A 22,767-nucleotide genomic window follows, 5' to 3' on the forward strand; every position below is an offset into this window, starting at 1 on the left:
TTTTAAAGCTTTTTCTGTTTGCTTTTGTTGCTCTGCTTTTTTCCCAAGAGTAAAAGCTCTTGCTAAAATCATAAAAAAAGCGGCTAAAGCCGCACCTGTTACCATCAAGTTTCTTTTCATCCATAAGATCATAGGCGGTGCTCCTGAAAGCGTTTAGCAACAAAGAAAATGCCAGTACATGCGGCTAAAACCATAATGGTTGCCAAAGCCCATTGAATGGGTCCATTGCCCGCTAAAAATCCACCAAGACCTGAGAAAGAACCAATAATCGGTGCCAATGCTTCTGCTTTGAAAACCCCCGTTGGTGCTTGCGTTTCTACTGTTTGATAATTGGAGGAAACATAAGCCCCTTTCGCCCACAACCCTGCCTCTGCTACACGCCGGTGTACAAGACCTTGTAAACGCTTGCCTCCCGCTTTGGTCCATTTCTGCAATTCGGTTGGTACAGCTTCATAATCCCCCCGATTAAGCCTTTTAAGCAATGTAGAGTTTTGGAAAGCTGCAATACCCACATTATAACAAAAGGAAACAAGAGCGCCGAACTGTTCATCGCTTAAATTCACACAAACTGCTTTTTCTACCGCTCTCTCATATTGCTGCAAATCTGCTAAAAGCATGGTTTCGGCTTTTTTTTCCGTAATCACCATACCCTCAACAACTGTTGGTTGACCGGCTTTTTTCGTATGACCATAACCAATCGTCCATATGCCAGAAGTATCTTGATAAGCCTGCAAGCGCAAACCTTCCCACTTTTTTAAACAGTATAAACAGTCTTTACTTATTTTCCGTGCCATTGTTCAATTCACCTTATAAATATACCTTTATGAGTACTGCTCCATCACCGCCGTCGCCGCCAATTTTGTCGCTTCCGTGTTTCCCATCAAAATATCCACCGCCGCCGCCGCCGCATTCTTTACCACCTCTACCACCGTTACCACCTTTGTAACTCTCACCACCTTGCCCCATGATAGAACCCTTGCATTGACCACCACCGCCGCCGCCGCCGCCAAGAAACGAACTTCCACCGGTACCAGCTCTCTTGCCGTCGACTCCACTTCCTCCACCATTCCCACCAGAAAAAATAAAACTCTCACCACTGATGCCCTCTCTGTTTCCTCCTCCATCGCCACCTTTCCCTCCAAAGTTAACGAGAGTCATGGAAACGGAATATCCTCCTTCTGCTGTAACAAGCCCTTTGATCATTGTTCTACCACCATTGCACAAAATGTTACTGTCATTGCCTTTACCACCACGACCAATGTAAGCTGTTTTTAATTTATCTAAATCAGAACCTTTCATTTTAACATGCACACATTGACCGCCGCCGCCGCCACCATCCTTAACGCCACCACCTCCACCGCCCCAAGCCCATACTTCGATATCGGTGTCAGCAGTAATACCATCAGGCAATGGAATATCTCCGCTTTCTGTCATCAGAATTTCAACAGGTTTTCTAACCCCGCCACCATTGTTGCCGCTACCAGCGCCGCTGCTATTGCTACTATTTGCTTTGATTGAAGCCATCAGTTTGGCTGGTGAGATAAGTGCATCCACTGTCTTTATGCCATCAATCCAGTCTTTTTTTGCAAGAGGTTGAATGAGATCAACTTTTTTCTGTACACTATCCGCTGTTTCTTGTGCGACACTTGCCACAGCTTGTGCCCTGTCTCCTGTTTTTTGTGCGGACTCAGCGGTATTTTTCGCATCTACAGCGTGATCTTGCGCATCTTTCGCTGTATTGAATGCAGCACTCCCTATACTCCTTGCCTCACTTGCTGCATAAAGCCCTTGTTGTGCGCTTTCCTGTGCGTGTTGTGCCACATCTTCAATTTTATCAATTTTTGCAACCTGTGCACGTTCTTGAGGGGTTAAAATAAAATGCGTATTCCCCTCTTTCATATTCTCCATATCAAAGGCATCTTTTTCTATTTTATCTGGATCATAGACTAATCTTGACATACCAACAGACTTTAATCCTACAAAATAACTAATGGTATTTTTGAGATCTACCGGAGATATGGGATAATAAACACCTTCATCTCCCCTCCGCCATTTTTCCATCGTTGGCTGCGTAGAACTCAACCATCGTAGCTTTGATCTTTCCTCTGTGGTTAAGATCTTTTTGGTAGGACCCTCGTTCATATTTTCCATAGAAAATACATTTGCCCCCACATTATCGGGATCATATGTAGCAGCCTTCATATCGCCAATCCCTAAAGGCGATATTTTTACCCAGCCAGCGCCTGATAAAATCGCATTCTCACGAGCTTCACCACTTGCTTCAATATCGTGGATTGTGACCTTATCTTTGTAAGCAAGAGCTCCAATATCTCTCTTTGCAACAGCATCATCAGCCTTTTTCCCTTGAGCAGCTGTTGCAAAATATTCTACCTGATAAGCTGCTGCACTTCCTACTGAAACAGGTGCAAGAGCCTTACTATTTAAAATACCTTCTTTGACTTCTTTCTTTGTTGCTGGTTCAAGCTTAAATATGTGCGTATGATAGGGTAATGGCATCGCGTTTCATTCCTTAGTAAGTCTGTTTTTGAGATTTTTGGGGATGAGAGACTGTAATTCATCAATAAGTTTTTGCATGGTCTCTATGCGTTTATCTGTTGCTTCTTGATACTCTGCCAAAGCGCTTAAAAGATCATGCTGTATATCGTTTTTGACAAGATCAAGCACCTTATTTAAGGGTGCGTGAACCATTCTATTGCTTGCATAAAAAAGGACGCGGATTTGCTCCGCGTCCGCAATATCATCAATAGCAGACGGATTATTGATCATCTGAAAACCTTATGATTTTATGGCATAAACAACCGGTACATTAATAGGGCGCGTTTCTGCCTCACCCGTTGAAGAAAGTGTTACCTTGTGCGTATGCACTCCAGCAGGTTCTGTTATCCCTGAAAGGGTTTGATAGTGATAAGAGGGGTTTCTTCTACCAATATCATTGGCACTCCATCCCACTCCATTATACTGAAACTCGTGTGTATGCTGTCCCGCCGATTCAACACTACAAATATGTGTATGCGATTTAAGGCAATCTTGCTGTATATCGGCAAATTGTCTACTTCTGTCTAAACCGCGACCATTATCAAAGCCGCGCAAAAACACTCCTCTAAAATCTGGAACTTTAAAGGTTGTATCACTGTTTTTTCCCCATTTATCCCCTATCGCCTTGAATAATTGCGGATAATCCTTGCGTTCATAAGTAGCGCCATCACATAAAAGCCAGCCGTTTGGGACTTCTTGCATAGCAAAGGTCGCAATAAAACCACAAGGAAAGGTTTCGACCTTCGGTGGTGGAATGGGGGTAGGGTTTAAAAGATACCAGCCATCAAGACCTTTTGTTGATACGCCATCATTATAGACTATTTCATAAATACCATTTGTTTGTAACTCACCACCTGTCAATGATACTATTCCCGTGCTGGTGGCTTTATAGAGTGGCTTTGCTCCTATATTATTCATGTTTATTGTTGTCGTACCAATATTTATACCACACGCCTTAAAGCGGATAATGATATCGTTTTTATATTTTGCTATTGGAGAAACCGTCGTCAACGTAATTGATGTTGTTTGTTCCTTTCCATTCACAATAAACTTTGAGTCAAGAGAACCACCATTATCGGCAAGATATTCACGTATACGCTGCATCATGACCCGCGCACTATCATTAACAGAACTAGGCGGCTGCCCTTCTGCCCAATTAATGATACTATCGGAATTGGCATTTTGATCAGCTGTGAGTGACCAGTCATAAATATCAGACATGATAAGCCCCCGTTCTTCTTAATAGCTCTTCGCGCAATTGCTCTTCTTTTTGCCGCCCATAGGAACCAACAGATTGCCGCCTAGAGGGATCAATAAGAGGTGTTAAATCTGTCGGTCCCCCAGTCGATTGTGAGAAACCCGCCATGACTGGTTGCTGTAACATTTGTTGCTGTACCATCTGTGCCTGCTGTTTTTGTCGTTCTCCATTCTCTCTCATTAAATGAAGCAAACCGGAAAAGCCCTTTTTAAGAGCACCTGCATCAATACCTTGTGCTTGCAATGGTGTGGTTTCCATAATCTGTCCTGTTAAATTGTCTCTGCTTTCAGGTGCCATCATTCTGTTTGGAAATGGCGTGTCATATGCCATCAATTGGTTGCCCCCTTGATTACCTTGCCCCACTTGATTACCTTGAAGTGTCTTTTGAAGCCTCTCAAACCCACACAAAGGACCCTCCTCGTTTGGTGCTGCTTGTCCATTGCTTTGGTTTTGCTGTATCGTTCTCTTCAAAGCATCTCCCGTTTTATTATAAAGCCCATAAATATGATTCATAAAATCCCCTGCTGTAGCTTCCATGTTGCCACCGTTGAGTGTGACTGCCTGTCGACCTAAAAGCTGGCTCGCTGGAATATGTGGATTTTTGATAAGCTTTACTGCCCCTGCTGGTCCTTGTTGGTGTGCGAGGTAAAGCTCTGCTTCTGATGGCTCTCTGCCTAATGCTGTGGCTAAATAACGTGTATTATCCTTCGTTAACCGTGCCATAGCATCGGTTGCTTGAAAGGGATCAAACTTGTTATTGAGTTGATAGTGTTTTGCTGTTGAATCGAGAAATTGATACAGCCCCCCTGCACTGCTGTTCTTATTTCTTGCATTTGGATTACCATTACTTTCTATCATAGCAACACGTTCAAGAAAGCTTTCTGGTAAACCATATTTTTGTGCTGCCTGTGAGATAGCACGCTTCACATTGGGATGAAAATTGATCATTAGTTTATAACCGTTCTATCAGCACTGCTATTCAAAAGAATGCCAATAAAATTGAAGAATTTTGTGTGGTCTTCTTTGGTTATTAAGCGTTTCTTTTCTGCTTCATGAAACTTCTTAATTAATTCAACAGCTTTTTCTCTTGCTAACCCAAATTCCCCTTTTTCCCGTGCTGTGATGAGAGCCGCAATATCTCTCTCAGTCTCTCTATGCACTCCTAAGAGTTTGCGTCCAAATTCTCTTGCGAAATTTTTTACAACTGCCTTGATGAAAGCAATCTTTCCTATACCCATAGTCTGTTGTTCCCCCCTCTCTTCCACTTCACCCATATGGTTTGGCAATCGTGCAAAAAGCTTTGTTCTTTCCACTTCTGGTCGCAACACTTTCATAAGTTGCTTGGCTTTATCCTCACCAAAAATACGCTGTAATTTTTCTTGACCATTTTTTGTGTCAAACAAACTCAAAAGATTGTGATCAAAATTCTGTGCATTGCCTGCCGCATGTTCTAGTTGCGACCGTATACCTTTTTGAAACGCATCTTTTTCCATCAACCCCAAATCTGAAAGTTGTCTGTTGATTGTGTCGAGATTAACGCTCTTCTTCAGCGCTTGCTCTCCCTGCTCGAGGGCATCACCAATAGTACGCTCGTCATAATAAATTTTCCGTGCTTTAGCATAATCTGGAGAGGACGTATCCAAAACGTCCAGAATGCGTTGTTTGAAATCAGTCAAATCTCGAGCATATCCCCATTTTCCTTTGATGCGCGCAGAATTAATTTGATCATCCAAAACCTCTTTCATCTTATGTAAAATTCGCATATTCAGCTTTGGATATCCATTGCTCCCTATAACTGTTGCATCCGCTTCATTTGGCATTTGCGCAATTGCTTTTTTATAGGCTTTTTGGAAGGCAGGAGTTTCTTGCAACCGCGATAAATCTTTACTGACAGCATTAGAAATGGGAGAAGCTTTCGCCCTCTCATAAAATGGTTCAGCCTTTTTCTGTGCTTGTTTGATAATCTCTTGCTTTAAATTAAGCGTATCTACTTTTGGACCCATCACATCTGTCAACGCATCCTGTACCCGCAGTGCACTCGCATCTTGTCTTTCATTCAAACGATTACTTATGAGCGAATATGTATCATGGTCTTTTTTTGCTGCCTTAAAAGCTCTTTTAGCAAGCTCATCATGAAGATCAATAATCATTGAATCAGGACCTCGCTGTTTTAATGCTCTTTCAAGTTTATCAACACCTTCATCCCCTAAAGTTTGGCTTACATCCCTAAGCGCTCTATCGCTTATCTGAAATGCTTCTTTTTCTACACCTTGTGTTATTGGTTCAGTTTTACCAAACAATTTTCCAACTGTGTTTTTGAGAGCCGCAGGTGTTTTTTTCACAATAGCAGGCGTTTTTTTAAGTGATCTTGTCGCAAAAGATGTTGCTTTTGATACACCACTGGCAACAAATGGTGTTGCAACGCCTAGCCCTGCACCTAACCCAGCAGACACTAGAGTATCTGCAAGCCCTTCCCCTTCACCACTGCCTGCTATTCCACCATAAATGGCTCCAGTTTTTGCTGCACGCCCCAAGCTAAATTTTGCTGCCTCTTTACTTGCTACTGCTTTCATTGCTGCTTCACCTGCAGCTTTTGCCGCTGCCCGTTCCGCACCCTCTGCTAAAGCAGATTGCACCGCCCTTTCTCCTGCTGCTAAAGCTTTACTGGTTATTTGTGCTCCTGCAACACCAGCTCTACCTCCCAGCACAACATCAGCCCCAATTGCCGCACGAGCAGCAGCAGTAGCCCCTGCCGCGGGTGGAAAGAGGGCAGAAGCAATTACGGGTGCCGCAGCACCCGTTAAATTCCCCGCAAGAGATGCATAAAAATGATCTCGGTTCGCCGCTCTTTGATAATCACGCCATCGCTTTGTCACTTCATTATATTTTTTAACTGCTTCTTCATCTCCCATCCAATAATTAATAGGTCCCAGAGGTCCCGAAGCGAATACTCCAGCTATTTCATCATCATACCCCATAGTTAACCCATGAAGAGCTCCCCATCCAAAAGCACCCGCTGCACTTGGATGTGGACCATCTTCCTCTGTTGCACCATTATTTCCTGTAACAGAACCACTTAGCCTTTCCTTATTCTTCGCGAAAAGCTCTTGAAGCTGTTCTGGTGTATAGTCACTTATATGCCCAATGACTCTTGTGTTTTTACGATTAATAAGAGGGGGGATTACTTCAGCCATTGGTTTGTTTCTCCTTAATGCGTCCATCTCTATCAACGAACAACATGCCTTCCGGCAATGCTTCTATCTGTTTTTCTAGTGGATCATTTGACTGTGCATGATTTCCCTTATAAGCATCTTGCCCATAGGCGGCTCGAACGAGCTCGTTTGTTGCTTCTGCACCACCAAAAAGAATTGCGCGCGTTGCTGCATTGGATTTATTGAAAGTGTCAATAACTGTTTTTAAAGATTTCTTCATTTGCTCTGCAGAAAGATCTTGATACAACGCCGCTACAGAGTTTTGCAATGCTTGCAATTCCATATTAGACAAATTCCCAAAGCCAGATGCGCCATTTGGTGAAAATGCTTTTGCTTTTCTCAAGGCATCAAGCCCGATACTTGCCTTCAATGAATCGAGCATATGCCCAAAATCTTTTGCCTTAGAATTAGGAAGGAACGACATTATAGGACCAGTGAAACCAACAACATGCGGGTGTTCCTCAATAGTTTTTAGCAATTCTTTAGATGCTGAGAGTATACGATTTGACCTGTCTGCTGTTTCCAGAATTCGCATTTGCATTTGTTGGTTTTTACGCTCCTCCTCCTTCTGTTCTTGAATTAATTTATGTTCTGAACCACTGCCTGCAATTGGCACCGCACGTATGCCACCAAGTGCATTTTCATCCTTAACATACATATAACCTGATTCAGGCTTTGACAGCATGCCATCGGTATTCCCCCCTAATCCAGAAGCAGTGGAACGCTGTCCTCCTTGGACAGGTATAATTTTCCCTGTGCTTGTTGAGACTTGGAAAGTCATATCCTCAGGCAATCCCTGCTCTGCCTTTTCTTCCGCTGTCAATGTTCTATAGCCTTCTTGAGGGCTTAACGTGTTGCCTATGATTTTCATGGCAAGATCTGGATATTGCGTGAGTGCTTGCGCATCTTCATCGCTATACCCTTTAGAGCGTAAAAATTGCAAAGTTTGTTTATATTGTGCGCGTTCCTTGTTGCCCTGCCGCATAAGGATAGATGCATTTGAAAAACTTTCTTGTGGTGTCTTTCCTAACGCAAGCCCTGCAAAAAAATCCATTAAATGCTCGGAAAATTCTGATTTTCTAAAACGCTCCCATAAGCTACTTGGATTTGCTCCTGTCTGAACAAAGTTATCAAGTGACTTGATATAATCTGTTTTTTGTTCAAGATCACCACTTGCTTTTAAATGCTCCTCTTCTGGTAAGTGTGCATTCAAATGTTTTTCTTCTTCTATAGGTGCATCAAAAAGCTTTTCCTCATCATTTCCAGAATCATTTTTCAAAGAGTTTTCCGCTATAGATTTCTCATTAAGTTGAGCAATATAATCCATCACATTTTTTTGCTGTCGCCCAGCTTCATCCCCACTAGACTGATCAATGTTCCCAACAAGTGGAGATTGAGGAATCATTGATGCAACACCTCCCTGATCTGAGAAGTCATACTTTTGTTGCTCTGGCGCCTCTTGTACCTTAACAGTATCCTTTGAAACATCCGGCAATGGAGGCATTTGGCGCTTTAAATCATCTGTAGACATAATCAATTCTGCTGGCGTTTTTTTCCCAGCTTGTTCTGTCCCTGCTTGAGAACCACGAATAAGCTCTGTAGGACTCAATTTTTGTGGAGTATTATCCCCATTGCTCACATCAAAAGAGTTTGTGCTAAAAGCAGCAAGTTCCAACGCTTTACGCTTTCTATAAGCTTTTTCACGCTCTAATGCATTTAATTCTTCTCGCCAAAACATCACTGCACCCTTTCCATCTCAAAGCCAAGCTTGCCATAATCCACATGCAAAAAGCCTGTCGCCTTATGCAAGAAAACAGCTTCTGGCTTTGACTTCAAAACATCCTGTGCCATCACCCCGCGATAGCGCTCTGGGTGCCCCTTGTAGTTGTATTCATAGAGTTTATAGCCATTTCTCTGCCCAGCTTCTCTGATGTTTTCTTTTGCTCTGATATCACTAAGCCCAGCAAAAGTACCAAGGATAGTTCCAACATTTCCAACAATCTCCCACGGATTAGGTTTTGGCTGTGGAGTCAATGTCGTCATTTGTCCTGTTCGCGTTCCATAATTTCCAGCAACAGCTCCACCAGCTGTAAGCAACTTACTTAACTGGTCCCAATCAAGATTGTTCTGCTGTTCCCATTTTTGCCGCTCTTCATCCAATTGCCGTTGATGATTGGCATCAAGCACACTCCCTCCCGTCAACGCATTAAGATTTGCCTGACCTTGACCTTGAAAGAAGTTATTGGCGCCCGCCAACTGATTTTGGTTTGCTTGGTCAATGAGACCATTGGCATTCATCATGTTGTTGACATCTTGGTTATATTGCTGTGATAAAGCTTGTGTTGCTATGCCCCCCAATTCATCAGCCAAAACGCCGGTATGCGCACCCGAACCATAACGCCCAGCACCTGCCAATGAACTATTAATAGAGCTTGTTGCTTTATTTAATGCGTTTTGAAGTGCTTCATTAAAGTAAGGGTTATTGCCTATTTGTTGCCCTGAAGCCATGTTCTTTAAGTTTTGGCTTGTTGAATTTTGCCCTGTGGCTAATCCATTTAAAGTGTTGTTATCATAGTTATGCGTATTATTGCTAAGCCCATTAATCGCATTCTTTGTTTGATCACTTAAATCCGCAACACGCTGCCCGTCATAAACGGCTTTTCCGCTGCCTTGGTTATAAAAAGTCATGGCATCTTGAGCTGCGTGTTCAAAAATACCTTTTGCCCATGCAGGGGGTTCATTTGTTTGCGTCGTGTTTTGGGTATTCTGGATTGGTTTAGAACTTTTTCCCATGTTAAAGCTGCTTTCTATATTCTAAAAGATTAACGAGATATCCATGCGTTTTAAGAGATTTTTCCCACCCTCGCCTGCCTATGATGACAAGCTCTTCTGCCCCTTTTTCCTTGTAATAAGCTTCAATCTGAGTGATAAGCTTTGTTAAGGGTGCTCCTCCCTTTCCACCAAGCGTGACAACAACCGCCCTTAATGCTCCAGTGACGAGTTCTTGTAACTGTGTTGTGACATGCGCCATAAAGTTTTCATGCGCATCAACGATAATCCAAAGAACTTTTTCTCCCTTCAAAATATCGTTTAAAATGGTCTCTGTATTATAATCATCAGGGAATTTTTGATTAAAGTAAGCTATCGATTTTATGACATTATCAAAATAGGGCGCCATTTGTTCAGCGCTCCATTTTTCTGTATTATAGATCTTAAAACTCATCTTATGCCCGCGGGTTTCAGCGTTACATCAAAGCCTGTTATATGTGTCCATGGCGTGCCTTCTGGTATTCTCAGACGCAAAGCGTGATAACGCGCCCGTGAGCGGATATTATACATCCCAATATTATAGCCGGCATAACGCTCTTTAGCCCAATTTAATTGGTTCTTGTTATCAATGATAAAAGCCGCCCCAACACTTAAAAAACCTTTTGTTGTATCCGCTTGAACAAAAGCCTCACTCATCAAGTTGATTTGCCTGCCCGTATCCCCCACAATTTGTGAAGCAATAACTGCTTCCATCGGAGGACCTGCAAAAAAACCAAATGTGTTGTCTGGCGTAAAGGCTCCCAAAACAGGCGCACCATTTTGCCACATCTTACTATCAAGAGAAGCTGGTAAATCTTTCAAGCTCTCTTGTACTTCGTCTAAGCCTTCTAATGTATAACCGGCTGCAAAAAGGGGAAATAAGAGAAGGTTTTGCCCCTTAATGACACTCCATATTTGCAAAAGCCAATCATAAACATAAATATGCATCCCTTCAGTGTTATCATTGATAGAAAAATAAACACGAGAATAGACCGGATCAATACATGCCCTCATCTCATCAATGGCAAAGTTATTGTAAAGTGTGAAGATGGTTTTATCGACTTTACCAAAGCCTATAGGGAGCATTTCACCAGCACTGTTGATTTGATAAAAACCATCATCAGAGACAAAGAAAGTACAGTCTCCACGGCTTGCAATTGCTGTGCTGCTTTTCGCACCTATTTTGTCTTTTATTTTTGCAAAACTGAATATAATTTTAGAGCCTGGTACAAAGGTTGCATGATAAATGGCTGAGCGCATGAAAATAAGTGGATTTGTTGATTCCGTAGACCCTTGAACATATTCTCCATCGGGAAAATCTTGATAATCGCAACTTTTCTCCCCAACCGTCCAATGTGTCGCATCATTCAAACCGGACCACTGAACACGGTTTGGCTTATCTGTTAATTGCATCAGGCAAACAAAATCACCCCACACACGCACAAGTCCAGCACGCGGGGGATTACCACTCAAATCACAAAACCTTTCATCCGTTTTTAACGAAAGCATTTGTGGTGGGTCATTGCTATTAACAGCAATGATATGATCACCAAAGGAGGCAAAAGACCAAAGTGCAGTCTCATTGGCGTGATATTGTGTGTGAGGTTTGCTAATGTCTTTCCAGCCGCGCGTGCTGTTGTCATATTCATAAAGTTTTGTTGGTGCCCCCACAATGATGCGCACACCACCCAATGAGCGCACCGCATAGACCCCCAAAATCACATCCGGAAAAGGATCTGAGACCGGCGCCACAATGGGAAACGGAATATACGAATTTGGTGCAGGTAAAACGTTCACGATCTCACTAGAATAACCACTATTAATAAATGCAACATCTGGTCTATACTCAGCAATAGGAATAAAGGTCATCAGAAATCCGTGTGTTGAATTTTTAACAAATTCTTGCGCCGTGATGTTTCAATTTGAAGCGCATCGAGTTGCTCTTGAAACATGGCAAAAGCTGCCGCTGCCATCTGTGGTTCTTTAATAATATTGGTATAAATTTCATATTTTGCACGCGTTTTGATCAGTTCATAGGCTTCTAAAAACCATATGGACGCTTCTTGTGCACTCTCAATATCTTTTATTCTTACAGGGTCAAGAATAAGCCTGATAGAATAAACGCGCTCTGGTGTTGGATACAAGACAAGCTTTTGTTCAAAATAAGCATAGCGTGTAGGCATGCCATGGCTACAATCATCCTCAAGATTCTCAATAACAAGAGGATCTACCTGCAAAAGCTTTGCTTTGCTGTGATTATCTTCATAAACGTAAGCATCAACAATGCGAACAGCAGCCGGAATAACTGGATTTTCCTCTGCGCCATAACGGCTTTTGCCCTTTAGAGTGGTAAAAACAACTTCGCGGCTTTCATTGAAATAAAAAGGCAATCGTTCACAAAAGCGAATAGCCGAAAATATCGCCCTTTGCACTTGATCAACATACTCATCTGTTTGATCATCTATTTCATCCTGAATATCGTTTAACATCTGGATAAAATTTTTATCCCAAGGAGCAATGGTCTGTTTGTCTCCAATCGGACCACCTGTCTGTACTATTATTGTCATATCAGCCTCTTCCAAATGTATTGGGGCATCTTGTATAGGAGGGGGACGCAAGCAATAAACGCCCCCTTGCCTTTAACGATTAGTGTAAAACTCAACAATCACCTCAGCATCACCTTTGGTGCTTTTCTTGTCTCGTGTCATGTAAATCGTATTTTCAGCCTCTAATGGAACATCTCGTTCCTCCATGGGTATGTACACATTGCCATCGGTAGATTGCCGAAGCCATACATCTCCATAATCATTACCATGAGGCTCTTTTCCAAATGTAGCTTTTACATCTTCAAAATCCTCCATAGTATAAGCTGTAATGCTTTTGATAAAAGCCCCTCGGGGTAGAACGCCAATTTTCGTTATCAACCCTTGGTCTGTACATTTAACACACGCCCGTAAAAAACTAACCTGCTGCGTAGAGTTGTTGCGTCCCTGCAAAACAGGTGGCAATCCCTCATCTGTCATGCCAATAGTCTCAATGGTTTCAACGATTTCATCAGGTTCCTGTGTAATTAGCGATTTTTCTGCCATAATTGTCATCCTTTAATAATTAGCTTGCTTCGGCAAAAGAAGGGATAACAATCGTACCAAAATCCTGCCCCCCTTGATCAGAATGCGGCAAGGTATAGCGTGATTTTTTCATGCCGATAATGGTTTTAGCTGCAACCCCAAATTCACGTTGATAATCAAACAGTTCTTCAACAAGTTTATAGCGTGTTCCCCCTTTCCCATCGCCTCCTGTTGCTCCATTGCCAACGCGCCCATAAGCCATGATAACACTTTGCGCACCAAGCAACACAGCACGGCGAACAGATGTTACAGGCTCTTGTGTCTTTGAATTGATACCATTGGGGACATGTTCAGCTTCACGCAAAATGACACCGTTATACATCCCCAAAGAACCATTAAAAATTGGGTTCTTAGCTCCAGAGCCATCATAAGCTGCCTTGGTAATGTCTAACCATTGCCCGCTCTTTGTATTGGTACGCAATTGGGTCACCTGTGTTGGGTGGAGATACATCACATATGCCGATTTTCCATCAACACGAACAGGGCGCAAACGTGGATTAGCAAGTTTAGCGCGTTCAACAGCCTGATCTATAAGATCTAATGTAAAAACATCGTCTTTTGTAAGTTCTTCATCAGTCTTTTTCTTAGCTGGGCGAATAATACGCAATTTGCTTGGCTCTAATGGAGCATTAAAGCCATAATGTACGGGTTTAAGGGTTATGGTGCGTCCTTCGAAGTGAATCCATGGTGCTGTATAACCTGCTGCCTGAATGAAGAACATCAAACTTAAGCGATCTGCATACCAATCAACAAGCCCATCCTTTGCTTCTGTTCGTAAATTAAATAAAACACGTTGTTGATCAATGGTGCCTTCATATTTTACGCGTACAGCATGAGAAAGCTCGTTAATACGCACCGTTTCATTCATAAATTGGAGTGCTTCTTCATTGCCTTCCAGCGTTTGTCCCTCGCTAACGCCATCCCCCATAAGTTGGACTCTTAATCCGCTCGTCACAGAGTCACCAGCGGATTTTCCTAGCATATCCAATACTTGAATAATGCTGTTTTTTCCTTTTCCCATCAGCGGTGCAATGGGCAACGCTTTTGAAGTTTCTGTGTTTAGCATCTTAGCCCAAACGCCAACGGCTAATGGGTCATTAAGATTTACCTGTGTTACTGCCATTTCAATCAATGCCTTTCTTGGTTTTTAAAACTCGCCTTGCGGCACCCCCAAACGATAACAATCACTTGGTTCTCTCTGTTGCGTCACCACGCACATCTCACGCTCTGCTCATAATTTGTTCAAATTTTTCGGGATTTTTCTCAACCCATACAGCAAATTCGGCTTCTGGCATGGAAAAGAGCGTTCTCACATCCATACCGCCTGTTGGAACTTGCCCGCCGCGCGCTGTAAGCGTCCGCGCTGCTTGAGAGCGCTCTTGAAGGGCTCCTACTTCGTCCTTAACGGGCGCTCCACTATAGCCAAAAGCTTTTGCTTTTTGCACCAGCACCTCAATTGGGTTTATACCGGCTTTCTGACACTGCTGGCATATTTGGCGCAATTCAGCACCAATTTGTTGTTGCCGTGCCTCTGGATCTTTCCATTGCGGATAAAGGCTTGCTTGCGCTTGTAAGACACTGTCTGCTCTTTCATAGAGATAGTCCGTGATACTGTCTAAATCTGGATATTTATCTTGTACTTGCGCTTTAGCTTCCTCGAAATAATCCCCCAACTTTTGGCGTTCATATTCCTCTTGACTCATGCGCTCTTGGCTCTCTCTCATATGAGAAAACTCATCAAGCAATTTCTGTTGTTCTTGTACCTTATGACTAAGCCATGCAAAATGTGCTTTTGGGTCGTCTTCTAGGGAGGGAATATTTTCCTCACGGCGGCGCGTGATTTCTTCCTGCATTGCGGCATATTTTTGCGCAAGTTCAATAGCCAATTCACGCGCTTCAATGACGCTTTGTTCTGCCTTTTGTCGTGCTTGCCGCTCTTGCTCTAGTTTATCAGATTCTATTACATCAGAATTTGGCTGCTCTTGAAGTTGTTCTACAGCTGGCTGTTCAGAACTTTCCTCTGCATCAAAAACTTCCTCAACTTGTTCTGGCTCGACCAACTCAACAGCATTATCACTGGCAAAATGTTCATCATAGATTGCTTGTTCTTCAGGCGTAAACTCTTCTTCCATATTCTGTCCCTTCAATGTGCTATTATATTTTTTGTCAAAACTCGATAGTGTTCCAACTGTGTCTGTAAAGCTTTGCGTTCTAAATCACGCTGCGCTATTTCATTTTTTGCCTGTTGAAGTTCGAGCTGCATGCGCGCTTGTTCTTGTTTCAAGAAAAGTTCGATATTTTTCTGCTGCAATGCCGCTTGTTTCTGCTGCGCATCAAGTTGATAGAGTGTGCTCTTTTCTTGCGCTTCTTGCTGTAAAACAGCAATCTTTGCTTGTTGCTCTGGAGTTAATTGCGCCCCTTGGCTTTGTTGCATCATCTGCTGTTGCTGTTGTTCTTGTTGTGCCTGCTGTGCTTTTGCCGTTAAATTTGCTACCAATGTTGCCGGTAGTGGGGAAAGCTTTAAAAGATCTGGAATCATCTCCGGTGTTAAGAACCCACCAAGCAATGGCAACATCTGCGTAATTGTCGCAAAAGTTTTCTCTTTTTCATTGGGGCTTGTCGGTGAATCATCAACAATAATGTCGTATTCAAGCGTTGTGACAGCTTCACGTGTTAATGGAACATACTGCGCATTCTCTTGTCCAGAAATACGCACCAAACGCCCATCAGAGAGATAATTCTGGATAAGATAAAGGATAATCTTTCCCTGCCTACACCGATAAAGCTTGAGATTATCAAACAGCCCCGCAAGCAAATTAAGCGTTGATTGCCGGCGTGTATTTTCCAGCACATTGGCTTGGTTGACCTCCCGTGTTCCGATAAACTCAGCCGATAACCCTGTTACATGCGTTATCGCTTCACGCGATTCATTAAACAGCTGGAAAAATCCATTGGGAAATTGTGCACTTGGCTTTGGTTGAATTTTCCCTCCTGTAAGCGCGCCATTTTTAACCCAAGTAATCGTATCCGTTCGCGCCCAGCTTTCCATGGCTTGGCGATCATCATCGAAAGCGCCTCGTTCTGCCATCAAGCCGCCCTTAGACTGGCTATTAAGGATATACATCACTTGGCTAAAATATTTATTCGACCATTTTTGTGGATCTTTTGCGGGGCGAACAATCCCGTAAAACTGGTTTTTAAGCTTATCCAGCGTGCCCGTGATACACTCCCACCCAAGTTGCCCATCAGGTGCTAATGGCTTATCGGGCTTTGCTAAAAGACGTCGTCCCAGAAAAGCGCGTCTCACCACTTTTTTATTAAAACACACCCCTTGTAATTGTGGCATTACCCTTTGAAGCTGTTCAAACTCCTGTTTGCTATAGTTGCGCATCTGGCCAGTTTGAAGATCAGGCGCCTTGTAAGTGGTCTCATATTCAAACCAACGGCATTCAACCAGCGTAACATAGCGTTTCCCAGAATACGGATCTGAGAGAGAAGTCGCATTGGAGTCATCTTGATACGCATCAAGCGACACATGAGAATCCTCAGAAGCGGTTGTACTATCGATAGCCCAATCGGCGTTAAGATCTTCAACAGCAACATCAGGAAAAAGACTTTTAGCATCCTCAACGGATTTGCGATCAACATACCACATACGCTGTGCGTCAATGAGATTTGGTCTTACAGCATTGGCATCCCAAACCATTTTTAAGGGATCTAAACGTTGAACAGCAGGTATCCCTTCGGGATCTGTATCATAATCAAGCCGCGTATCTGTCCAGCCCATACCGCAAATGACCATATCCTGAAAAGCATCGGAATCGGCATATTCCGCCTCCGCCTCATCACGAAACCATTCTGCTGCTCCAGTAAGCAATTCATTGGGTATTGCTGCTCCCATTTGCCGTGGTTGAAACTGTACTTCGCGCTTATTATTACGCTCCGCTCCAACAATAGCATTCACAAGGGGTGCAATGCGGTTAAAAGTCATGACAGGACGGCGTTGCTCTTTTAAAACCGCAAGATCTTCCTCTGCCCATTGACGACCATTATAAAAATCAAAATCTTCACGCGCCTGTTCACGCCATTCATTGACACGTTCAACATCTTCTGCGTACCAAGACTTTAAACGCTTATAGAGTTCATATTCATCAAGGATTGTCGTTTTTTGAAAGTCTTGATCTAGAATGCCATCCATGATGCCGCTTCTCTTTCCATAGTGCAATAACGCTCTTGCTTGGGTTTGACATGGGGGGCTTCATAGACAATGCACATTAAACCAAAGGCATCCGCCCCATGGCTCGACCAATCATGCTCTGCACCCAAACCAATGCCGCGCTTCTCATCCCATTTCTCATGATACCAATTCAGTGCTTTGCGCCCTGCTACCGTCATCTCTTCATTAAACCAAACAGAAGGCAAAATACGCCGCACCGCCTCTATACGCATCTTAACCGCCCCTGCCCCTTGATTAGGGATCACTTGCGTTTCAAAACCCACATCATTTAAAGCACTCTCAAAACTCACATTGTGCACACGGTCTCTGGTCGCACCATCATGGGGCAAAACCATCAATGCCTTCTCATAACCATTTTGACGCAACCAACCGATATGTTCCGATAAAGGCTGCCCCTGTGCTTCGTAATAATTAAGCACTCTGATCTCTCGCCCCACAAACTGTGCTATCCATATCGCTGTTGCATCTGCCTTGGCGCCCGTACCCCCAATGTCCCAAAAAGCACGTATTTGCATCAAGGGGTCACGAGCAACGCGCCCTATCCGCCCCTCCTGCTCGGCTGCCAACATTTCCTTTTGATAATAAGCGCCTTGAACCGCTTTCAGATAATCCCCTTCCCAGATATGCTTATAGGTCTCTGGACGGTTTCTCAGATCATCCAATCGCGCTTCATTCAAAATCTTGGGAAACTTCGGATTGTCTGACCAGTTGATCTCAACACGCTTAATTGCCGCATTGTCTGAAAAGCGAAACCGCTTCTCAACGGGGGCATTCTCTCGCAACGGGTTCCATGTCACCCATAATTCTGCCCGCCATCCCTCTCCTTCTTCTCGCAACGTCGGTATAAGCGTTTGCCAAGCCGTCTCTGTAACGGGCTCTGCCTCATCAACCCAACAAAGCAAAATACGCCCCATAGACTTGATACTGGCTATATTGCGATCAAGACCAGAAAACTGAAAGGCTATACGACCATCTATCGACTTAATCGACGACTCCCCAACCTTGTAATAGTCCTTTAAAAAGTCGTGCGCTTCAATGGCGCGCTTAATCTCCTCCAATGAACTTTCTGCCAAAGAATTCTGAAACTGACGTGCACAAAGTATAGTGCCCGATATCCCTTGCATACCAAATTGATAGCCTTTTAAAGCAGCCATCAAGGCAAATGATCTTGTCTTTCCAGACCCTCGTCCACCCCAAGCAGCACGCACCAAAGCCTTATCTGTAAAAATCGGTATAAGCTTTGGAACAATATTAATCTGTCGTGTTGTCATGAACTAAAGGCGCGATTTCCACACGCGTTATCATCTTAATCGCCCCGCCATCTTCCCCTGTCACTTGAAGAGGCAAAATCTTCCCCAACAATGCCAAATAAGCAGCGGGGCATTTGATTGCCTGTTTTTCTAGATAAGAGACCAAACCATCATCACCATATTTCTTACCAGCGCGCTCTGCTGCCTTAAGCACTGCTTCTTTCAAAATACGTGTCGTTTTATTTGGCACACCTTTTACCCGCCCTTGACCTGCCTTTGGGGGCGTTCTTTTTGCAAGTTTTTCAGTGGTTTTCATGTGTGTTTCTTTTTGTAAACAAGACAATAAAAAAACCCCGCAAAAGCAGGGTTCTGAACAATCATATAAACTTATAAGAAAGGTTATACCTTTACCGTAATTCTAGACACAATTCGACTAGTACAGCAGCACCATAAAACACTATTTTTCATATCCTGTCAACAAAAAAAATCACGATATTGTGTATTTTTTATTTTTTTCACCTAAATCTAGTGTCTTTAGCACCCAATAACTCACAATTGTATTATCTCAACGAATCAATTATACGGAAGCACTAAATTATTGATTAGCAAAAAGTGGGGGGAATTAATGTTATTTTTCAAAAAAGCTGCTTTATGCAGAATTAAAAAGACATTTACACTAATTTTGTTTTTACCGTTCTTTGCTATAATTAGTCTTATGATACTTGCTTTTAATCCCTTCGGATTAGACAATCAACAACAAGATAAATTAATTGTACCAATATTTGTAGCATTTGTATCGTATCTTTTGATACTAAGTGCATGTGCAAGAGAAGAAAAGCTAAGTTTAAAAGATGAAAATATTGACAGCGCATTTTATGAGCTCTTGTCCCTCCAATTCCAAACAGCGGCTTGGGCGGCTGGGTCGGCAGCTTTTGTATTTTATCCTGTAATAGGAATAGCATTTTTAGGAGTGTTAATTTTTATTGGTATTTTTATTACTATAATAGAAAATTTAGATAAAATTGTAGGAATCGTAGCGATTATAGCATTGATATTAATTTGTCTTATAGCGCTGGTAGCGTTGATCAAATTTATTTGGAAAATTGTCTAACGATCAAAATATTTATTAAGCGTTTTCCCTAATCTTTAATATATACTTAAACTCCAACCACAAAAGAAATAATGAATTACTTATCAGCAAAAAAAATAATTTACTTATTAATCATAGTGATCAGTGGGCTTTTTCTTTCTGATTATGCTAACAGTGAACAGATTCTTACTCATTACAAGTCTTCTAATACTGATGAAAATTTACATGAAAAAATTAAAGTTTTGCAAAAGCAATACGTAGTAGAACAGCACCCAAACAAGATTTTATCAGATAGTGGAATTAATCAATATAACATTTCGTTTTCCACTGTTTCTGATTATGAAAAACCTCAGAGGCGCATAACATTTGATGATTTCATCATTATATTCATCATTATAACAGGAATATTCATATTTATTAGTATAATGTCCATCATCATTAACTTACTTTGGCGCTTTAAATTGAAAATTCCTGCTTATTTCTTTTTATTAACAACTGCTCTAATTAGTTGCGCGGTATTACTCCTTTTAATCCTTGATTAAGAATCAAAATATTTTATAAAAGATTTTCCTTAGCCTTTACATATATTTTTTCTATGTCCAACAGCCAAAACTAACACGACAAGCTCCTTATCATAGGGTTCACTAGGCAATCGAATAGATATCGTCATAACGCAATTCTCTTTCCCGCTCTTCATTACAAGAGCTCTCTGTCAACAGGCTTGGCATCAAACCACTCCATATCATCATCCGCAAAATCATCTGAAGGGTTACATTGTGCTAACAATTCTTCAAGAGTGTCATTTGGCGATACCTGTGGCTTTACAATTAAGCGTCCATTGTCAACAACCAAACCCACTTGCGTGTTTTCAGAAAGATGAAGAACATCAAGCAATGCCGGCGGTATAGAGAGCATAACTGACCCTCTAACTTTACGTAATTTTGTTATATACATAAAATGCTCTCTCTAGAACTTATCCTTCAATAACTTTCCATATTGTATGGAAAAAGAACAATAAAACATTTACCATTTAGTTTTTCTGTCAAAATATTTATGAAGCGCGTTAAGAGCGACCCGCAATGAATTCACAAGATGTGCTAATGTTCGGTCTTCGACAACAATATATTGTATTGCTGCATAAAGATTATACTGTCTATAGAGATGTTGTGTTTCTTTTATCGCCTCTTGCATATTAGAAAACTGTCCTGTTGCAAATTCAACCCATTTTTCTCTTGCTTTGTCATCAGAAGATGATGGTATTTCATCATAAACAGCGCTTGGTAAACCTTTTGCACACAAATAGTCATTTTTCACTTCAAGATATTTTTGTGCAGCATCATACTGGTCTTGAGTAAGCACACCTTGCAAACACAGCCGCCCAACATAAGTACCAGCAAGCGGATTTTTAGCCTCTTCAATAGTCAAACCAAAGCGTTTAGCACGCATTTCAATTGCCAATTGATTAACAGGATCTTGACGTACTTTCACTTGTGAAATGTAAGCATCTTTCTTTTTATTTTTTTTCACTTATACCCCCAAATGTCTGTCTAATATCTTGCCCAATTTCATCTGATGCTAAACATGTTTCTTTATCCAAAATAAATAACCACGTGGATAAAGAGAGACCTATAATTATAGTTAATACACTTATCTTTATTTTATCATTAGCCAGCCCCCAAACGAATACAACCAATGTCAACATAAATACAATGATTATTGCTATTTCAAAACCAGTAGCAGGTACATCATTACCCTTATTCCCTAACAACGCTTGTTGCATAAGCATATTATTCTGTATAATTATTTGCAAAGAATTGGATTGACTCATTAACATCAAAAAGGAACCTCATCATTTATAACAGTATGAGGCGTATCAAGAGGTTGCTGGAAACTTCTGTCATAAGAAGATAATGGCTCTTGATTATCGTTATTTTTTCCGTCTAAGAGCTTTAACTCGCCTTTGAATTGCGGTAAAATAATCTCTGTTGTGTAACGGTCATGCCCATTTTTATCTTGCCATTTGCGTGTCTGTAATTTTCCTTCTACGTAAACTTTTGAACCTTTGTTGAGATATTGAAGTGCAATTTTTGCCAAATGTGGATTAAAAATCACAACTGAATGCCATTCAGTTTTCTCTACTTTTTGATGAGTATTTTTATCTGTATAGCTCTCAGAAGTTGCCATACGAAAATTGACTACTTCTGTTCCAGAATTCATTGTTTTGCTTTCGGGATCAGCACCTAAACGCCCGATTAACATCACTTTATTTAGCATGTTTTTTCTTACCTTAAATTTGTATTTTAATACATACAAAATCCTAGCATGATTTGCATATTTTTTCAATTATTTCAAAATGATATTATTGTTTTTTAACATATAAAATTATGTTTAATATGCTCTTTGATAAATAATCAATTGACATAAATGCATGGTGTATAGTATCAAGTATCAAGAGGGTATATATGGCAATCGTTAGTTTTAAGCATAAAGGGTTAAAATTATTCTTTGAAAGAGGAGTCTGCAAAGGCATACAACCCGCGCATGCTAAAAAATTAGCAAACATTTTAGTAATTTTAGATACAATATCCGCGCCTGAACAAGTTACTCTTAAATCGTATCGTCTACATGCGCTTACGGGCGATTTAAAAGGTTACTGGTCAATGCGTGTCAATGGAAATTGGCGTGTTACTTTTCGTTTCATTGGGACAGACGTTGAACTGGTTGATTATCAAGATTACCATTGAGTTTTGAGGTGTTATTATGATGTACAATCCTCCACACCCTGGCGGCATTTTGAAAGAAGAATTGCTTGATGAATTAGGGTTAACAGTAACAGAAGCTGCAAATCGTCTTGGCGTTGCACGTTTAACTTTATCCCGCGTCTTAAACTGCCATGCGGCGATTAGTATTAACTTAGCTTTACGGTTAGAAAAAGCGGGTTTAAATGATGCGGAATTCTGGCTTAAATTGCAACAAAAGTATGATTTGTGGCAAGCTCGGCATAACAGCCCAATCCCACATATTTCACCTCTAGAGCAAGTAGGGCATCTTTAGAAAGACTTAGCCCATCTTTCTTCACACCTAGAGGTCATGTTCTTTAAAATCAAGCAGCCCATGATAGTTTTTTATGCTCTTGTTGATTTTATCGAACGTTGAGAAGAGACAACGCCATTTAATCTAAACAGTTTTATAAAATCGGAAATTTTACTATAGCTTTTTAACTGAGCA

Annotated in this window: 24 protein-coding genes; 3 read left to right on the top strand and 21 right to left on the bottom strand. The window is 41.6% G+C overall.

The window, feature by feature from the left end:
* Positions 1–128: 128 nt before the first annotated feature.
* From ACFIKN_RS03835 to ACFIKN_RS03915, 17 genes are all read right to left on the bottom strand, one after another.
* Positions 129–794: a lysozyme gene (locus ACFIKN_RS03835; protein WP_375625825.1), complete on the bottom strand. Its 666-nt coding sequence runs from the start codon at positions 792–794 to the stop codon at positions 129–131.
* A gap of 13 nt (positions 795–807) precedes the next feature.
* Positions 808–2,517: a hypothetical protein gene (locus ACFIKN_RS03840; protein ID WP_375657939.1), complete on the bottom strand. Its 1,710-nt coding sequence runs from the start codon at positions 2,515–2,517 to the stop codon at positions 808–810.
* 6 nt (positions 2,518–2,523) lie between these two features.
* Positions 2,524–2,787 carry a hypothetical protein gene (locus ACFIKN_RS03845; RefSeq protein WP_375654412.1) on the bottom strand — a complete coding sequence of 88 codons (264 nt, stop codon included), beginning with the start codon at positions 2,785–2,787 and terminating at the stop codon, positions 2,524–2,526.
* A gap of 9 nt (positions 2,788–2,796) precedes the next feature.
* On the bottom strand, positions 2,797–3,777 hold the full coding sequence (locus ACFIKN_RS03850; RefSeq protein ID WP_375654413.1) for a tail fiber protein: 981 nt from the start codon (positions 3,775–3,777) through the stop codon (positions 2,797–2,799).
* A complete protein-coding gene (locus ACFIKN_RS03855) occupies positions 3,770–4,762 on the bottom strand; it encodes a transglycosylase SLT domain-containing protein (RefSeq protein WP_375657940.1) in 993 nt (330 codons plus the stop codon). The genes ACFIKN_RS03850 and ACFIKN_RS03855 overlap by 8 nt, the downstream gene beginning before the upstream one ends.
* Positions 4,762–7,008: a hypothetical protein gene (locus tag ACFIKN_RS03860; RefSeq protein ID WP_375654415.1), complete on the bottom strand. Its 2,247-nt coding sequence runs from the start codon at positions 7,006–7,008 to the stop codon at positions 4,762–4,764. The genes ACFIKN_RS03855 and ACFIKN_RS03860 overlap by 1 nt, the downstream gene beginning before the upstream one ends.
* Positions 7,001–8,764 carry a hypothetical protein gene (locus ACFIKN_RS03865; protein WP_375630878.1) on the bottom strand — a complete coding sequence of 588 codons (1,764 nt, stop codon included), beginning with the start codon at positions 8,762–8,764 and terminating at the stop codon, positions 7,001–7,003. The genes ACFIKN_RS03860 and ACFIKN_RS03865 overlap by 8 nt, the downstream gene beginning before the upstream one ends.
* The gene (locus ACFIKN_RS03870; protein WP_375630879.1) at positions 8,764–9,819 is read right to left on the bottom strand and encodes a tail fiber domain-containing protein; all 1,056 of its coding nucleotides are present in this window, start codon (positions 9,817–9,819) and stop codon (positions 8,764–8,766) included. Before ACFIKN_RS03870 ends, ACFIKN_RS03865 begins: the two co-directional genes overlap by 1 nt.
* A 1-nt stretch (position 9,820) precedes the next feature.
* Positions 9,821–10,204, bottom strand: a complete 384-nt coding sequence (locus tag ACFIKN_RS03875) for a hypothetical protein (protein WP_375630893.1) — start codon at positions 10,202–10,204, stop codon at positions 9,821–9,823.
* A gap of 41 nt (positions 10,205–10,245) precedes the next feature.
* Positions 10,246–11,703 carry a hypothetical protein gene (locus ACFIKN_RS03880; RefSeq protein WP_375627859.1) on the bottom strand — a complete coding sequence of 486 codons (1,458 nt, stop codon included), beginning with the start codon at positions 11,701–11,703 and terminating at the stop codon, positions 10,246–10,248.
* Positions 11,703–12,401, bottom strand: a complete 699-nt coding sequence (locus tag ACFIKN_RS03885; protein ID WP_375612494.1) for a hypothetical protein — start codon at positions 12,399–12,401, stop codon at positions 11,703–11,705. The genes ACFIKN_RS03880 and ACFIKN_RS03885 overlap by 1 nt, the downstream gene beginning before the upstream one ends.
* Positions 12,402–12,473: 72 nt before the next feature.
* Positions 12,474–12,923, bottom strand: a complete 450-nt coding sequence (locus ACFIKN_RS03890; protein ID WP_375630881.1) for a hypothetical protein — start codon at positions 12,921–12,923, stop codon at positions 12,474–12,476.
* 19 nt (positions 12,924–12,942) lie between these two features.
* Positions 12,943–14,085 (bottom strand): N4-gp56 family major capsid protein, encoded by a 1,143-nt coding sequence (locus tag ACFIKN_RS03895; RefSeq protein ID WP_375630882.1) that lies wholly within the window; start codon positions 14,083–14,085, stop codon positions 12,943–12,945.
* Between the two features lie 97 nt (positions 14,086–14,182).
* Complete coding sequence (locus ACFIKN_RS03900) at positions 14,183–15,094, bottom strand: hypothetical protein (RefSeq protein WP_375657941.1); 912 nt, start codon at positions 15,092–15,094, stop codon at positions 14,183–14,185.
* Between the two features lie 11 nt (positions 15,095–15,105).
* Positions 15,106–17,160, bottom strand: coding sequence for a portal protein (locus ACFIKN_RS03905; protein WP_375657942.1), 2,055 nt, complete (start codon positions 17,158–17,160; stop codon positions 15,106–15,108).
* Positions 17,145–18,470 carry a PBSX family phage terminase large subunit gene (locus ACFIKN_RS03910; RefSeq protein ID WP_375657943.1) on the bottom strand — a complete coding sequence of 442 codons (1,326 nt, stop codon included), beginning with the start codon at positions 18,468–18,470 and terminating at the stop codon, positions 17,145–17,147. The genes ACFIKN_RS03905 and ACFIKN_RS03910 overlap by 16 nt, the downstream gene beginning before the upstream one ends.
* On the bottom strand, positions 18,451–18,765 hold the full coding sequence (locus ACFIKN_RS03915) for a hypothetical protein (RefSeq protein WP_273724397.1): 315 nt from the start codon (positions 18,763–18,765) through the stop codon (positions 18,451–18,453). The genes ACFIKN_RS03910 and ACFIKN_RS03915 overlap by 20 nt, the downstream gene beginning before the upstream one ends.
* A 309-nt stretch (positions 18,766–19,074) precedes the next feature.
* On the opposite strand from ACFIKN_RS03915, the gene ACFIKN_RS03920 reads away from it, so the two are divergent.
* Entirely contained in the window at positions 19,075–19,560 is a 486-nt protein-coding gene (locus ACFIKN_RS03920; RefSeq protein WP_375630886.1) for a hypothetical protein, read from the top strand.
* 675 nt (positions 19,561–20,235) lie between these two features.
* On the opposite strand, the gene ACFIKN_RS03925 is transcribed toward ACFIKN_RS03920, so the two are convergent.
* From ACFIKN_RS03925 to ssb, 4 genes are all read right to left on the bottom strand, one after another.
* Positions 20,236–20,493, bottom strand: a complete 258-nt coding sequence (locus tag ACFIKN_RS03925) for an AbrB/MazE/SpoVT family DNA-binding domain-containing protein (protein WP_375630887.1) — start codon at positions 20,491–20,493, stop codon at positions 20,236–20,238.
* A gap of 69 nt (positions 20,494–20,562) precedes the next feature.
* Positions 20,563–21,066: a hypothetical protein gene (locus ACFIKN_RS03930; RefSeq protein WP_375630888.1), complete on the bottom strand. Its 504-nt coding sequence runs from the start codon at positions 21,064–21,066 to the stop codon at positions 20,563–20,565.
* A complete protein-coding gene (locus ACFIKN_RS03935) occupies positions 21,053–21,373 on the bottom strand; it encodes a hypothetical protein (RefSeq protein WP_375654634.1) in 321 nt (106 codons plus the stop codon). Before ACFIKN_RS03935 ends, ACFIKN_RS03930 begins: the two co-directional genes overlap by 14 nt.
* Positions 21,373–21,813, bottom strand: coding sequence for a single-stranded DNA-binding protein (gene ssb, locus ACFIKN_RS03940; protein WP_375630890.1), 441 nt, complete (start codon positions 21,811–21,813; stop codon positions 21,373–21,375). The genes ACFIKN_RS03935 and ssb overlap by 1 nt, the downstream gene beginning before the upstream one ends.
* A 188-nt stretch (positions 21,814–22,001) precedes the next feature.
* Here ssb and ACFIKN_RS03945 point away from each other — a divergent pair, with 188 nt between their 5' ends.
* Together ACFIKN_RS03945 and ACFIKN_RS03950 are read left to right on the top strand one after the other, a co-directional pair.
* Positions 22,002–22,283 carry a type II toxin-antitoxin system RelE/ParE family toxin gene (locus ACFIKN_RS03945; protein WP_252619286.1) on the top strand — a complete coding sequence of 94 codons (282 nt, stop codon included), beginning with the start codon at positions 22,002–22,004 and terminating at the stop codon, positions 22,281–22,283.
* Between the two features lie 16 nt (positions 22,284–22,299).
* Entirely contained in the window at positions 22,300–22,593 is a 294-nt protein-coding gene (locus tag ACFIKN_RS03950) for a HigA family addiction module antitoxin (RefSeq protein ID WP_375640137.1), read from the top strand.
* Positions 22,594–22,767: the final 174 nt, after the last annotated feature.

It is taken from the genome of Bartonella sp. CL436QHHD, from assembly GCF_042195105.1.
Lineage (GTDB): Bacteria > Pseudomonadota > Alphaproteobacteria > Rhizobiales > Rhizobiaceae > Bartonella.

Coding starts and splice junctions, on each gene's coding strand:
- ACFIKN_RS03835 (WP_375625825.1), bottom strand. CDS start 794: ATGGCACGGAAAATAAGTAAAGACTGTTTATACTGTTTAAAAAAGTGG.
- ACFIKN_RS03840 (WP_375657939.1), bottom strand. CDS start 2,517: ATGCCATTACCCTATCATACGCACATATTTAAGCTTGAACCAGCAACA.
- ACFIKN_RS03845 (WP_375654412.1), bottom strand. CDS start 2,787: ATGATCAATAATCCGTCTGCTATTGATGATATTGCGGACGCGGAGCAA.
- ACFIKN_RS03850 (WP_375654413.1), bottom strand. CDS start 3,777: ATGTCTGATATTTATGACTGGTCACTCACAGCTGATCAAAATGCCAAT.
- ACFIKN_RS03855 (WP_375657940.1), bottom strand. CDS start 4,762: ATGATCAATTTTCATCCCAATGTGAAGCGTGCTATCTCACAGGCAGCA.
- ACFIKN_RS03860 (WP_375654415.1), bottom strand. CDS start 7,008: ATGGCTGAAGTAATCCCCCCTCTTATTAATCGTAAAAACACAAGAGTC.
- ACFIKN_RS03865 (WP_375630878.1), bottom strand. CDS start 8,764: ATGTTTTGGCGAGAAGAATTAAATGCATTAGAGCGTGAAAAAGCTTAT.
- ACFIKN_RS03870 (WP_375630879.1), bottom strand. CDS start 9,819: ATGGGAAAAAGTTCTAAACCAATCCAGAATACCCAAAACACGACGCAA.
- ACFIKN_RS03875 (WP_375630893.1), bottom strand. CDS start 10,204: ATGGCGCCCTATTTTGATAATGTCATAAAATCGATAGCTTACTTTAAT.
- ACFIKN_RS03880 (WP_375627859.1), bottom strand. CDS start 11,703: ATGACCTTTATTCCTATTGCTGAGTATAGACCAGATGTTGCATTTATT.
- ACFIKN_RS03885 (WP_375612494.1), bottom strand. CDS start 12,401: ATGACAATAATAGTACAGACAGGTGGTCCGATTGGAGACAAACAGACC.
- ACFIKN_RS03890 (WP_375630881.1), bottom strand. CDS start 12,923: ATGGCAGAAAAATCGCTAATTACACAGGAACCTGATGAAATCGTTGAA.
- ACFIKN_RS03895 (WP_375630882.1), bottom strand. CDS start 14,085: ATGGCAGTAACACAGGTAAATCTTAATGACCCATTAGCCGTTGGCGTT.
- ACFIKN_RS03900 (WP_375657941.1), bottom strand. CDS start 15,094: ATGGAAGAAGAGTTTACGCCTGAAGAACAAGCAATCTATGATGAACAT.
- ACFIKN_RS03905 (WP_375657942.1), bottom strand. CDS start 17,160: ATGGATGGCATTCTAGATCAAGACTTTCAAAAAACGACAATCCTTGAT.
- ACFIKN_RS03910 (WP_375657943.1), bottom strand. CDS start 18,470: ATGACAACACGACAGATTAATATTGTTCCAAAGCTTATACCGATTTTT.
- ACFIKN_RS03915 (WP_273724397.1), bottom strand. CDS start 18,765: ATGAAAACCACTGAAAAACTTGCAAAAAGAACGCCCCCAAAGGCAGGT.
- ACFIKN_RS03920 (WP_375630886.1), top strand. CDS start 19,075: ATGTTATTTTTCAAAAAAGCTGCTTTATGCAGAATTAAAAAGACATTT.
- ACFIKN_RS03925 (WP_375630887.1), bottom strand. CDS start 20,493: ATGTATATAACAAAATTACGTAAAGTTAGAGGGTCAGTTATGCTCTCT.
- ACFIKN_RS03935 (WP_375654634.1), bottom strand. CDS start 21,373: ATGTTAATGAGTCAATCCAATTCTTTGCAAATAATTATACAGAATAAT.
- ssb (WP_375630890.1), bottom strand. CDS start 21,813: ATGCTAAATAAAGTGATGTTAATCGGGCGTTTAGGTGCTGATCCCGAA.
- ACFIKN_RS03945 (WP_252619286.1), top strand. CDS start 22,002: ATGGCAATCGTTAGTTTTAAGCATAAAGGGTTAAAATTATTCTTTGAA.
- ACFIKN_RS03950 (WP_375640137.1), top strand. CDS start 22,300: ATGATGTACAATCCTCCACACCCTGGCGGCATTTTGAAAGAAGAATTG.